Source organism: Bradyrhizobium erythrophlei, assembly GCF_900129505.1.
Taxonomy (GTDB): domain Bacteria; phylum Pseudomonadota; class Alphaproteobacteria; order Rhizobiales; family Xanthobacteraceae; genus Bradyrhizobium; species Bradyrhizobium erythrophlei_D.
Window position 1 is genome coordinate 2,196,233 of sequence record NZ_LT670818.1, and the last position, 12,517, is coordinate 2,208,749.

General features: G+C 64.0%; 13 protein-coding genes and 1 tRNA gene. 6 read left to right on the top strand and 8 right to left on the bottom strand.

Annotated elements, in window-relative coordinates:
* Positions 1-219: 219 nt before the first annotated feature.
* Positions 220-295, bottom strand: a tRNA-Ala gene (locus tag B5525_RS10345).
* A 200-nt stretch (positions 296-495) separates the two neighbouring features.
* Here B5525_RS10345 and B5525_RS10350 point away from each other — a divergent pair.
* From B5525_RS10350 to folD, 3 genes are read left to right on the top strand one after another with little or no spacing between them, the layout of a single operon-like run.
* A complete protein-coding gene (locus B5525_RS10350; protein ID WP_079565917.1) occupies positions 496-786 on the top strand; it encodes a YggT family protein in 291 nt (96 codons plus the stop codon).
* Positions 787-795: 9 nt separating this feature from the next.
* A complete protein-coding gene (locus B5525_RS10355; RefSeq protein WP_079565918.1) occupies positions 796-1,140 on the top strand; it encodes a DUF167 domain-containing protein in 345 nt (114 codons plus the stop codon).
* Positions 1,137-2,021 carry a bifunctional methylenetetrahydrofolate dehydrogenase/methenyltetrahydrofolate cyclohydrolase FolD gene (gene folD / locus B5525_RS10360; RefSeq protein ID WP_079565919.1) on the top strand — a complete coding sequence of 295 codons (885 nt, stop codon included), beginning with the start codon at positions 1,137-1,139 and terminating at the stop codon, positions 2,019-2,021. The genes B5525_RS10355 and folD overlap by 4 nt, the downstream gene beginning before the upstream one ends.
* Before the next feature lie 15 nt (positions 2,022-2,036).
* Here folD and ppa read toward each other — a convergent pair whose 3' ends face one another.
* Positions 2,037-2,570: an inorganic diphosphatase gene (gene ppa, locus B5525_RS10365; protein ID WP_079565920.1), complete on the bottom strand. Its 534-nt coding sequence runs from the start codon at positions 2,568-2,570 to the stop codon at positions 2,037-2,039.
* 90 nt (positions 2,571-2,660) lie between these two features.
* A complete protein-coding gene (locus tag B5525_RS10370; protein ID WP_079565921.1) occupies positions 2,661-3,170 on the bottom strand; it encodes a GNAT family N-acetyltransferase in 510 nt (169 codons plus the stop codon).
* Positions 3,171-3,449: 279 nt separating this feature from the next.
* Here B5525_RS10370 and B5525_RS10375 point away from each other — a divergent pair, with 279 nt between their 5' ends.
* Positions 3,450-4,349 carry a dienelactone hydrolase family protein gene (locus B5525_RS10375; RefSeq protein ID WP_079573176.1) on the top strand — a complete coding sequence of 300 codons (900 nt, stop codon included), beginning with the start codon at positions 3,450-3,452 and terminating at the stop codon, positions 4,347-4,349.
* On the top strand, positions 4,346-4,768 hold the full coding sequence (locus B5525_RS10380) for a thiol-disulfide oxidoreductase DCC family protein (protein WP_079565922.1): 423 nt from the start codon (positions 4,346-4,348) through the stop codon (positions 4,766-4,768). The genes B5525_RS10375 and B5525_RS10380 overlap by 4 nt, the downstream gene beginning before the upstream one ends.
* A gap of 118 nt (positions 4,769-4,886) precedes the next feature.
* Here B5525_RS10380 and B5525_RS10385 read toward each other — a convergent pair whose 3' ends face one another.
* The 4 genes from B5525_RS10385 to B5525_RS10400 form a co-directional block, all read right to left on the bottom strand.
* A complete protein-coding gene (locus B5525_RS10385) occupies positions 4,887-6,131 on the bottom strand; it encodes a flavin monoamine oxidase family protein (protein ID WP_079573178.1) in 1,245 nt (414 codons plus the stop codon).
* 50 nt (positions 6,132-6,181) lie between these two features.
* Positions 6,182-7,248 (bottom strand): IS630 family transposase gene (locus B5525_RS10390; protein WP_197687849.1). Its coding sequence is split into 2 segments (ribosomal slippage): positions 6,182-6,759 and positions 6,759-7,248, totalling 1,068 coding nucleotides; the frame shifts between segments, so codons are not numbered across the junction.
* A 152-nt stretch (positions 7,249-7,400) separates the two neighbouring features.
* On the bottom strand, positions 7,401-9,227 hold the full coding sequence (gene typA / locus B5525_RS10395) for a translational GTPase TypA (RefSeq protein WP_079565923.1): 1,827 nt from the start codon (positions 9,225-9,227) through the stop codon (positions 7,401-7,403).
* 308 nt (positions 9,228-9,535) lie between these two features.
* Positions 9,536-10,303 (bottom strand): Crp/Fnr family transcriptional regulator, encoded by a 768-nt coding sequence (locus B5525_RS10400; protein WP_079565924.1) that lies wholly within the window; start codon positions 10,301-10,303, stop codon positions 9,536-9,538.
* Positions 10,304-10,495: 192 nt separating this feature from the next.
* Here B5525_RS10400 and B5525_RS10405 point away from each other — a divergent pair, with 192 nt between their 5' ends.
* Positions 10,496-10,873 (top strand): response regulator, encoded by a 378-nt coding sequence (locus B5525_RS10405; RefSeq protein WP_079565925.1) that lies wholly within the window; start codon positions 10,496-10,498, stop codon positions 10,871-10,873.
* Between the two features lie 34 nt (positions 10,874-10,907).
* Here B5525_RS10405 and B5525_RS10410 read toward each other — a convergent pair whose 3' ends face one another.
* Positions 10,908-12,491, bottom strand: a complete 1,584-nt coding sequence (locus B5525_RS10410) for an alkaline phosphatase D family protein (RefSeq protein ID WP_079565926.1) — start codon at positions 12,489-12,491, stop codon at positions 10,908-10,910.
* Between the last annotated feature and the right edge of the window lie 26 nt (positions 12,492-12,517).

Here is a 12,517-nt window from a genome sequence, read left to right on the forward strand (position 1 = left end):
GCCCAAGTGGGCTACGCCGGGCACCCTGCTTCGCCTACGGCTCTTGCGTGGCTGCGCAGGCAAAGGGGTGGCGAGTTTTATGGAAAAGCGGCCGCCGAGGGTTTACGGGGAAGTGAGTTTTCGGCCGCAGCCCGTCTTCGCCCAAGTGGGCTACGCCGGGCACCACGCTTCGCCTACGGCTCTTGCGTGGCTGCGCCACGCGTAGCCGCAGGCGAAGCGTGGTGGAGCCAGGCGGGATCGAACCGCCGACCTCGTCATTGCGAACGACGCGCTCTCCCAGCTGAGCTATGGCCCCATCGCGACCGCTTCGAACAAAGACTGAGGAGCGGTCGGTAATCGGCGCCATTTACAATCCGCACCAAGGTCAAGTCAAGAACGGCGAAATCGCCGTTTTCGGCTTTATTTGCCCGGAACTTCCCTTGTTTGCGGGGGGTGGAACCGATATCTAGCAGGTAGTCGAATCCGCGGCTCCCGCCTGAGACGAGTTCTCCCTCTATGCGCCCAATCGTATTCATCCTGATTCAGATCATAAATCTTTATATGTACCTGCTGATCGCGTCCGCGATCCTGTCGTGGTTGATTGCCTTCAATGTCGTGAATACGCGCAACCAGTTCGTGTCGGCGATCGCGGAGTTCCTCTACAGGATCACTGAGCCCGTGCTGGGGCCGATCCGGCGCAGGCTACCCAGTTTTGGCGGGCTGGACATCTCTCCGATCATCGCATTTTTCATACTTTGGCTGATCCAGCTCTATCTGGCTGAATACGTTTATCCGTTCGTCCCGTAGAGACAGCGCGTGGACCCGTGGCGCTACTCCACCGGCGGCGTCAGCGTGGCGCTGCGGGTGACGCCGCGTGGCGGCCGGGACGATATTGACGGACTCGAAACGCTTGCGGACGGCCGGGTGGTGGTCAAGGTGAGGGTTCGCGCCATCGCCGACGGCGGCGAGGCCAATCGCGCGGTCACGGAGTTGATGGCGAAGGCGCTCGGGGTACCCAAGGCGAGGGTGCGGATTCTCTCCGGCACCACCTCGCGCCTCAAGCAGATTGCCGTTGACGGCGATCCGGCAAAGCTCGGTGACGCCCTGCGAAAGCTCACCGCGGCGAAGCCGGATCAACCACAAGACAAGGGAAAAGAATGACGGCCCGGATCATCGATGGAAAGATCATTGCAGCGGAGCTTCGCGTCCGCGTCGCCGAGGAGGTCGCGCGGGTAAAGCGCGACAATGGGCTGACGCCCGGGCTCGCAGTGGTCCTGGTCGGCAGCGATCCCGCCAGCCAGGTCTATGTCCGCAGCAAGCACAAGCAGACCCAGGCGGCCGGCATGGCGTCGTTCGAGCATGTGCTGCCGGCCGACGTCGCGCAGGGAGACCTCCTGGCGCTGATCGCAAAGCTCAATCGCGATCCCGCCGTGCACGGTATCCTCGTGCAATTGCCGCTGCCGAAATCGTTGAATACCGAAGCCGTCGTCAACGCCATCGATCCCGCCAAGGATGTCGACGGGCTGCACCCGAACAACGCGGGACGGCTGGCCGGCGGCCTGGCGGCCTTGTCGCCCTGCACGCCGCTCGGCTGCATCATCCTGACCAAGAGCGTGCATGCCTCGCTCGAGGGCATGGAAGCCATCGTGATCGGCCGCTCCAATCTGGTCGGCCGTCCCCTGGTGCAATTGCTGCTCAACGAAAACGCCACGGTGACGATCGCGCATTCGCGCTCACGCGACCTCAAGCAGCTCTGCGCCCGCGCCGATCTGGTCTATGCTGCCGTGGGCCGACCGGAAATGGTGCGCGGCGACTGGATCAAGCCGGGCGCCACCGTGATCGATGTCGGCATCAACCGGATGCCCGGGGCCGGCGGCAAGGACCGGCTGGTCGGCGACGTCGCTTTTGCCGAGGCGCAAAACGTCGCCGGCGCGATCACGCCGGTGCCCGGCGGCGTTGGCCAGATGACGGTGGCGTGCCTCCTGGTCAACACGCTGCGCGCGGCCTGCGCGATTCATGGATTGCCGAAGCCGGCGGTGTGAGCTGCCGCAGCGAAGCTACTTCTTCGCCTTGGCCCGCGCCATGCCTTCCGCGATCAGCCGGTGTGCATCGTCCGCGCCGCCCCATCGCAGCACCTTCACCCATTTGCCGGGCTCGAGGTCCTTGTAGTGCTCGAAGAAATGCTGGATCTGCGCCAGCGTGATGTCGGGCAGGTCGCTGTAGGTCTTCACCTTGTCATAGCGCTGGGTCAGTTTCGACGACGGCACGGCGATGATCTTCTCGTCGCCGCCCGCCTCGTCTTCCATCAAGAGCACCCCGACCGGCCGCACGCTCATCACCGCGCCCGGCACGATCGCGCGGGTATTGGCGACCAGCACGTCGCAGGGATCGCCATCGTTCGAGAGGGTGTGCGGGATGAAACCGTAATTGCCGGGATAGCGCATGGCGGTATAGAGAAACCGGTCGACCACCAGCGTGCCGGCCTCCTTGTCCATTTCGTATTTGATCGGTTCGCCGCCAACCGGCACTTCGACGACGACGTTGACCTCACGCGGCGGATCGATCCCGATCGAGATGGCGTCAATACGCATGGATGGCTCCGCGGGGCTTTGAAGTTAAATCCTGGAAAAGGACGGGCGGCCCGGGCCGGCCGGGGCTTCGGCGCGCACCAGGAACCGGTCTCAGCTTGCCCAGGCGAAAGCGACCTTGTCGAGCGACTTCGGCCCGAACTTCTCCGAGGAGCGTGCCACCATGCGGCCGCCGAGAGCGCGATAGAACTCGGTGGCGGGATCGTTGTCGGAAAGCGCCCAGATCACCATGCTCTTGAGGCCGCTCTGCAACAGGTCGCGGCGCGCGGCAGTGAACAGCCGGCGGCCGAAGCCGAGGCCCTGAAACTCCGGTCGCAGATAGAGCTCGTAGATCTCGCCTTCGAAGTGCAGACTGCGGGCGCGGTTGCGGCCGTAATTGGCGTAGCCTGCGACCTTGTCGCCGAACACCAGCACGCTGACGCGGCTGCCCTTGCGGATCGCGCTGTCCCACCATTGCGGGCCGCGGCGGTTGATGAGCTTCTCCAGCTCGGCGCCGGGGATGATGCCCTGATAGGCCGAGCGCCAGGCTTCATCATGCGTGGACGCTACCGCCGCCGCATCCGCAGCTTTGGCCGGTCGAACCTCGATCAGGGTTGTGCTCATGACCCCAATCAAAGCAAGTCAGAGGCTCCGCTTCAAGGTCTATCGTTAATTAAGCCTTAACGTGTGGATTTTCTGCATCAGTTTTTGCCGTCCGCTGTCCCGAAAGAGGACAGAGGGCCGTCTGAAGCGGCCGTTGATCGGAAGATTGGCAGGATCAGGCCGACCCAGACCGTCCAAAGCCTGCCCGGCCGTGGCCGCCCTCACGGAAAAATGCGCTGGATTTGATTCGCCGTGCGTATTCTCTTGGCCAGCAGCGAACCCGTCGGCGTCAGGCTATTCATGCAATCGATCAATGCGCTTTCCGCTCTGGTTGTGCTCGCAATGGTGTGTACGCAGAGCGCGATCGCGCAAACCCGGTTCGGCGCGCAAGGCGCCGAAGGCGAGCCGAACCGGATGCAGCAATGGCTGCTGCCGTCGCCGGATCCGGCCACCCCGGCACACGCCGTGCTGTTTCGTCCTCCTGGCGACGGACCCTTCCGGCTGGCGGTGATTGCGCACGCCTCCACTCAAAACGTCCTGCGTCGCGCGCAAATGCCGCAGCCCGAATACCGCGCGCTGGCTTCCTGGCTGGTGGTGCGCGGCTTTGCGGTGCTGGTGCCGGAGCGGCCGGGACATGGTGCGACGGGAGGAAAATATCTCGAAGACCAGGGCGGCTGCGACGAGGCTGATTATTCGCATTCGGGCCGCGCGACGGCCGACGAGATCGCGGCCGCGGCGGGTTACGTGCGCACGCAGCCCTTTGTCCGGCAGGACGGCATGCTGATTGTCGGGCATTCAGCCGGCGCCTGGGGCGCGCTGGCGCTGGCGCGCGAGAGCCCGCAAGATGTCTCGACCATCGTCGCGTTCGCAGCCGGCCGCGGCGGCCATGCCAACGACCTTCCCGATCAGGTCTGCGCGCCGCATACGCTGATGGCGGCGGCGGGCGAATTCGGCAAGGCCGCGCGCGTGCCGGTGATTTGGCTGGTGGCAGCCAACGACAGCTATTTTTCACCCGAGCTGTCGAAGCAGCTCGCCAACGCCTTCCGCGCCGGCGGCGGCAAGGTGGACTTCTACGTATTGCCGGCATCCGGCAGCGAGGGTCATTGGCTGGCGGAGAGCGAGAGCGGCGTGAAGATCGCCGGGCCGACACTGGATCGCGCGCTAAAGCTGCTCGCGTCGACAGCGGCCAAAAAACGATGACAGCCCGCGCAGTCGAGCCGTGGCCGGACGATGATGTCATTCTCTACGACGGCGTCTGCGTGTTCTGCTCGCGCTGGGTCCGTTTTGTCGCGACGCGCGACAAGGCGCGGCGGTTTCGCTTCACCGCCATTCAGTCAGGCTACGGCACGCGGCTGGCGCAGGCCTTCGGCATCGACCCCGATGATCCCGACACCAACGCCGTGGTCCACGGCGGCATGGCGCATTTCAAATCCGATGGCGCACTGACGGTATTAAGTGCGCTGCCCGGATGGGGCTGGGTGCGCGTGCTTCGCGCGGTCCCAAAACCGCTCCGCGACGCTGTCTACAGCCTCGTCGCGCGCAACCGGTACCGGATTTTCGGGAAGTATGAGGAATGCTTCGTGCCGGATGCGGAGATGAGGGCGAGAGTTATCGAATGAGGTGTCATTCCGGGGCGATGCGAAGCATCGAACTACGATGTGCAATTGCACATCGTAGAATCTCGAGATTCCGGGTCTGGTCCTTCGGACCATCCCGGAATGACGAGATCGACAATCATCACTCCTTCAGCGCTACAATCACCTCGCCCGCCGCCCGCTCGCCACTGTCCCTCGCTCCGTGCGCCGTCGAGAAAAACTTCGGCGAGGTGGCTTCTCCCGCGAAGAATAGCCGGCCGTCGACGGGTGCTGCCAGCACGGCGCGCTGGCCGGCATGGCCGGGCAGCGCGTGCGAGTAGGAGCCGCGGGCGAACGGGTCGTGCGCCCAGCGGGATTCCGCCAGCGGCTTTAGTTTGCGGCGAAAATCATTCCCGAGATAGTCCGCGATCTCGTCGATCGCCTGCGCCGCCTGCGCGCCGTCACCGGCCTCCTCCAGCGCCCGCGCCAGCCGTCCGCCGAAAAAACCTTCGATGCAGGGCTGGCCGAACGGGCGCAGATGATAGGTGCCCATGGCGGTGCGCATGGTGGCGCCGCGCAAATTGCCGTCCTTCGGCAGCGCCTTTGGCTCGCTCACCGCCAGCATTACCTTGTTGTCGACGCCGAGCGGCAGGCCGCACGCCGCTTCCACTTTCTCAGGCAAAGCGGGGTGAAAACGAATCGTCTCGCCGGCGATCAGGCTGGTCGGCACGGTGACGATCACCTTGCGAGCGGAAAGCGTGCCCTGCGACGTCTCGATCCGCACGCCTCTTCCGGAGTGATCGATCAGCTTCACTTCCGTGTTCAGCGCCAAAGGACACCCCGCGCGATAGGCCGCTATCAGCGCGCCATAGCCTCGCCGCACCCGCCAGTTGATCCCGGTATCTTCATAGGCATGGGTATCGATGACCGAAACGGAATCGAGTTCAGCACCGTTGACGTAAGTCGAGATCGCATCGATCATCGGGTTCCAGCGATTGCCGGGTTCGAGATAGAGACTGGCGGCGCTGTCGCGGCCGGTTTTCGCGGCAGTCTCGGCGCGATCGAAGAAGGCATCCAGTGCTTCGATGAATTCGGCGCGCTCTTTCGGCGGGAAGACATCGCCAAAGGCCTGCTCGCGCCATGGCGGGTGCCTCTTGTCGATCTTGAAATTCAATTGCCCGGCGATTTTGACGAACGAGTTCTTGTCGGCCGAGTGCAGCCAGCCGCAGCCGACGTCGAAGGTGATGTCGGGCGCGGCCATGACGGTGTAGCCGCGTCCGCCGACGCGGTCGCGCGCTTCCAGCACGATCACCGTGAGGCCGGAATTTTCCAGCGCCCGCGCCGCACCAAGGCCTGCGGCGCCCGCCCCGATGATGGCGACATCGACTTCGGAAGGGAGGGACATGATCAGCGAGCGAATAGCGAGTGGCGAATAGCGAATACATAATACCAACGGCCCTAATTATTGACTGTTGCCCATGTTCGTGTGGTGATTGAGGCGATGCGCTTTGGATCGTGTTCAAAGAAGTTCCATGCGTCGCAGGTTTTATCAACGATGTCGTCGTAGTCGTCGAAGACGGTGATCGCGAGTTTGTTGCCGCGCAGATATTCCCAGACGTTTTCGATCGGATTGAGTTCAGGCGCGTAGGGTGGCAGACGCACCAGGGTGACGTTTTCGGGGATCGTGAGCGCGGCAGCAATGTGATAGCCGGCGCCATCGAGGACAAGAGCGGCGTGGCTACCTGCCGCCACCTTGCGGCCGATCGCTGTGAGATGCAGCGACATGGCCTCGGCGTTCGCCGCCGGCATGACCAGACCTGCTGCGACGCGACGCTGCGGACAGGCCGCGCCGAACAGGTAGGCCCAGTCGTAGCGCTGGTCGTGCGGTGCGCGGGGCCTCGTTCCACGCTTGGCCCAGACGCGGGTCAGCGTGCCCTGCTGGCCGATCCGGGCCTCATCTTGGAACCAGATTTCGATCGGCTTGTCTTTGGCGTGCTCGGGAATTTGCGCCCTGACGGTCGCGGCGAAGTTTTTTTAAACGTCTGCTGGGCTTCTTCGTCAGCCTGCGGGTGGCGGGGCCTTACCGACAGTTTGCGGTAGCCGAGCTTGGCTAGAACCTTCCCGACCGAACGCTCGTGGAGCGTGACACCGAAGCGCCGCTGCAATTCGTCGCGCAGATCGACCCGCCGCCAACGCACTACCCCGTGCACCGCGGGGTCGGGGCCGGCCTCGACAAGCTCGGCCAATTCGGCCTGCTGCCGCACCGTGAGTTTTGATCCGGGACCTGGCGATTTGAGATTGCGAAGCCCGGCCAGTCCCGCGGCGTTGTAACGGTGCACCCAGTCCCGCAAGGTCTGACGGTCCATGCCGCAGGTTTCGGCCGCCGTTTTGCGGTCCGAGCCATCGAGCACCAGCGCAAGCGCGAGTATCCGACGCGCCGCGGCGCTATCCTTCTCTCCGCTCGCCGCCTTGCGAAGCGCCGAAGCCGTCAGATCAAGTCGGGTGATCGATACCGCCGCTCCCATCGATGCCGCTCCTCTCAAAGGCTAGCATCGAGTCAGAGTTTCCCTGATTTGGGAATCCCTAATGAGTCACAGTTTCGGGCCGTTGGTATAAGACGCCTTCATCTATTCGCTACTCCCCATTCGCTATTCGCCCGCTTACGCTACTCGCCCGCTTACGCCACCGCTTCCTTGGCCTTGACCGCGCGCTTGCGGTCGTTGGCGTCGAGGAACTTCTTGCGCAGGCGGATCGACTTCGGGGTGACTTCGACCAGCTCGTCGTCCTCGATATAGGCCAGTGCCTTTTCCAGCGTCATCTTGATCGGCGGGGTCAGGCGCACCGCTTCGTCCTTCGAGGTGGTGCGGATGTTGGTGAGCTGCTTGCCCTTGAGCACGTTGATCTCAAGATCGTTCTCGCGGGTGTGCTCGCCGACGATCATGCCCTTGTAGACCTTCCAGCCCGGCTCGATCATCATCGGGCCGCGGTCTTCCAGCTTGAACATCGCGTAGGCCACGGCCTCGCCCTGGTCGTTGGAGATCAGCACGCCGTTGCGGCGGCCCTGGATGTCGCCCTTGTAGGAGGCGTAGCCATGGAACAGCCGGTTCATGATCGCGGTGCCGCGGGTGTCGGTGAGCAATTCGCCCTGATAGCCGATCAGGCCGCGGGTGGGCGCGTAGAACACCAGCCGCAGCCGGTGGCCGCCGGACGGGCGCATCTCGATCATCTCGGCCTTGCGCTCGCTCATCTTCTGCACGACGACGCCGGAATGCTCCTCGTCGACGTCGATCACGACTTCCTCGATCGGCTCCTGCCACTGGCCGGTGGCTTCGTCCTTCTTCAGCACGACGCGCGGGCGCGACACCGACAGTTCAAAACCTTCGCGGCGCATGGTCTCGATCAGGATCGCGAGCTGCAATTCGCCGCGGCCCGACACTTCCATCGAGTCCTTGTCGTCGGCTTCGGTGACGCGCAGCGCGACGTTGCCTTCTGCCTCACGCAGCAGGCGGTCGCGGATCATGCGGCTGGTCACCTTGTCGCCTTCAGTGCCGGCGAGCGGCGAGTTGTTGACGATGAACGACATCGACACCGTCGGCGGATCGATCGGCTGCGCCTTCAAGGGCGTATCGACGGATGGATCGCAGAAGGTATCGGCCACGGTGCCCTTGGTGAGGCCGGCAATGGCGACGATGTCGCCGGCTTCGGCTTCATCGAGCGGCGTGCGCTCGATGCCGCGGAAGGCGATGATCTTGGTGATGCGCCCGGTCTCGATCAGCTTGCCGTCGCCGCCCAGCACCTTGACGGCCTGGTTCGGCTTGATGGTGCCCGAGGTGATGCGCCCGGTGATGATGCGGCCGAGATAGGGGTTGGCTTCCAGAATGGTGCCGATCATGCGGAACGGCCCTTCCTCGACCGTCGGCGGCGCGACGTGGCGCAGGATCAGGTCGAACAGCGGCTGCATGCCGGCGTCGTGCGAACCGTCCGGGCTATCGGCCATCCAGCCCTGCTTGGCCGACCCGTAAAGGATCGGGAAATCGAGCTGCTCCTCGCTGGCGTCCAGGGCCGCGAACAGGTCGAACACCTCGTTGATGACTTCGGTCGGCCGCGCGTCGGGACGGTCGACCTTGTTGATGACCACGATCGGCTTCAGGCCGACCTTGAGTGCCTTGGAGACCACGAACTTGGTTTGCGGCAGCGGGCCCTCGGCGGCGTCCACCAGCACCAGCGCACCGTCCACCATGTTCAGGATGCGCTCGACCTCGCCGCCGAAATCGGCATGGCCTGGGGTGTCGACGATGTTGATGCGGGTGTCCTTCCACTGCACCGAGGCGGCCTTGGCGAGAATGGTGATGCCGCGCTCGCGCTCCAGATCGTTGGAGTCCATGGCACGCTCGACCACCCGCTGGTTGTCGCGATAGGTGCCGGATTGCTGCAGCAGGCGATCGACCAGGGTGGTTTTGCCGTGGTCGACGTGGGCGATGATGGCGACGTTGCGGAGATTCATTGCGCTTCTTCTTCGGACAATGGCTGGAGCGCGATCTCACCGGAAAACCGGGACCCACTTTTCCGGATCACGCTCAAAAACCTGGAATTCGGCAAGCGCGCATGGCGCCTAAAAAGGAAGCCCGGCCAAAAGGACCGGGCACACCTTGCTCGTTGCGGCGCAATATAGTCAGAAAACGCTAAAAAACAATGGCTTGTTGGCGGGTCGGTTGACCGATTTTCCGTCATACCGGCGTCATTTTGGCCCCCGCGGAGCCCATTCGATCGCAACTCAGGGGGTAGAGGCCGAAGGCAGCCCGAATTCCAGCGTTATCCCGCGGCGGCGCTGGACTCTTCGGTCGGATAAACCCCGCGCAGCACCTCCTCGAAATGGGCTTTCACGGATTCGTTGCAAAGGCAGGCCCGTATCCGCAGCGCCTCGCGGTTGTGCACCAGGATCGAGCCGCGCCGGGTCTCCAGAATCCCCTCTGCCTTGAATGTCTGAATCACCCGGCTGGTATAGCTGCGGCCGACACCGAGCAGGGTCGAAAGCTGCTCATGGGTCAAGGGCACCACATCCGAGCCGTCGGTGCGCTCCATCGCCGACAGAATCCATTTCGCGCTGCGCTGCTCGATCGAATGGATCGCATTGCAGGCGGTCGACTGGAAGATCTGGGCGAGCATGCAATCGGCGTAACGCGCAAACACGTTGCTCAGCGTGGCCGACTTCGCTTTTGCCGCATCCAGTTTGCCGATAGGCAGGCGTGCGAAGGGACCGCCGAACTTGACCATGATGCGGGTATAGGCCGGCAGATATCCCTGGCTGACAATTCCGCCGACGGCGCCTTCGCGGCCGACCAGGATGGTCTCGACGTCGCGGCCGTCCTCGTTGGCGACGAGGTACGACGCCAGCGAGGGTCCGCAGGGAAAGTGGACGATTTCGACGTCGTCGCCGGGATTATAGAGCAGGTCGTTGGGCTGGGCCTCGTCCAGCGAGAGATGCGGCGCGACCAACGTGAAATCGCTCGGGCTCAACCGCCGCAACAGGTTGTTGTAGGGGCGTTCGCCGTCGTTGGGCGGCTTATTTCGCGTAAGCATTCCAAGTTCCCTGGCCGTCCATCACCATCGCTGCTCACCTGTTCCGTGCACAAGTGCACAGACAAACGAACCAACGATGTGATGGTTTCATGCCGGGAACCGGTTGATGCGCATTCTTGCGGTCGGCGCGGCGAGGCGAGGGGCGCTAAAGCCCGCTCGGATTACGATTTCAGGGCGTTTGTCAGTGAGACCATGCAAGCTGTTTCTTTCGACCACGTCCCCGAAGACGTTCTGATCGTCGAGGACGACCCGATCATCGCACTCGACTTCGAGGATACGATTCTCGGCTTCGGGGTGAAGACGGTACGGACCGCCGGCAGCGTGGCCAGGGCGCTCGACCTGATCGCGGATCGCGCCCCGGATTTCGCGCTGCTCGATGTCGCCCTGGTCCGCGAGAAGAGCTTTGCGATTGCCGAGCGCCTGGATGCGCTGGGAATTCGCTTCGCCTTCGTCACCGGCTATAGCGCCGACGTGCGGTTACCCGAGGCTTTTGCCGACCGGCCGAGATTGCCCAAACCGTTCTCGACCGACGCGCTGCACGCCTTGCTGAAGCGCCCGGCCGGCGCTTGACCGCCGGCGTCCTCGGGCTATCGGACGCCGCTTGCTAGCCGAGTTTGGGATCCAGCGTCGTCGACCAGAGCGCGACGTCGGCGCGATCGCGCAAGGTCACCGTCATCTGTCCGCTGGCGCCGTCGATCTTGACGTGACCGAAGAACTGCATCCCGGCTGACGGCGGCAGGTTCTGCTTGTCCAGGCCCGGCGCCTTGATGAACTTCACTTCCGGTCCGAACGTGTTGTCGAGTTCGTTGGGTCCGAAGGTGCCGGCGTGCAGGGGGCCGGAGACGAATTCCCAGAACGGCTCGAAATCCTGGAACTGGGCCTTGTCGGGATTGTAATAGTGCGCGGCGGCGTAATGCACGTCCGCGGTCAGCCACACGGTATTGGTAACGCCGGAGGTCTTGATGAAGCGCAGGATATCGGCGATTTCCAGTTCGCGGCCGCGCGCCGGCCCGTCGCCTTGCGCGAACGCCTCCGAGCCCTTTTTGTTGGCGGCATCGTCGTAGACGATAAGGCTGAGCGGCATGTCGGAGGCGATCACCTTCCAGGTGGCGCGCGAGTTCAGCAGGCCGCGCTTCAGCCACGCAAGCTGGTCGGGCCCGATGAAATAGCTGTCGGGGCCGTAAGTGGTCTGCAGGTTCGGACCGTTGGGGCCGCGATAGCTGCGCTCGTCCAGCATGAAGACGTCCAGATGCGGCCCGTAGCTCAGCGTGCGATAGACCCGGCCCGGCTCGACGATGCTTTCGCGCATCGGATACATCTCGTGGAACGCACGGGACGCGCGCGCGGCGAGCAGGGAGATGTCGCGCACCTTGTAGGCGGCGGGAATGTCCTTCGACGCCGACCAGTTGTTCATGACCTCGTGATCGTCCCACTGCACGAAGACCGGGGCCTCGGCGTTGAAGGCGCGCACATTCGCGTCGAGGAAATTGTACTTGTGCGCGGCGCGGAACTCGTCGAGCGTCTCGGCGACTTTTGCCTTTTCGGGGATGGTGAGGTTCTTCCAGATCTTGCCGTCCGGCAATTTCACCTCTGCTGGAATGACGCCGTCGGCATAGATGGTGTCGCCGGAATGCAGCAGGAAATCCGGCCGGTGCTTGGCCATGGTGGCGAAGGTGACCATGCCGCCATCGTCGGGATTGATGCCCCAGCCCTGGCCCGCGACATCGCCGCCCCAGACGAAGCTGACGTCGCGCCGGTCGGCCGGGGCGGTGCGGAAGCGGCCGACCATTGGCTCGCTGGAGACGTCGGGATGCGAGAGGTCGCGGAACCGGACCCGATAAAAGATGTCCTGCCCGCCGGGAAGATTTTCCACCAGCATCTTCGCGGTGAAGTCGCTCTCGGGGAGCGCTGCGATCGGCGGCAGCAGCCTCGCATTGTTGAAGGACTCGGTGGTGGCGACCTCAACCATCATCTGCGATGGCCGGTCGGCGCGCGCCCACACCACGCCGCCATCGGCGCCGACGTCGCCGGATTGCACGCCATGGGTGATTTGCGGCCGGTCGGCGGCCCGGCTGAGATACGGCATCGCAAGCGCGCCGAGCGTACCCGCGCCGGTCGCCGCGGCGGTGGAAAGGAAACGCCGGCGCGAAAGCCCGCGGGCTGAGTTGCGGGAAATCCTGATCGTCATGCAAGCCTCCTGGATCGGCCAACAGT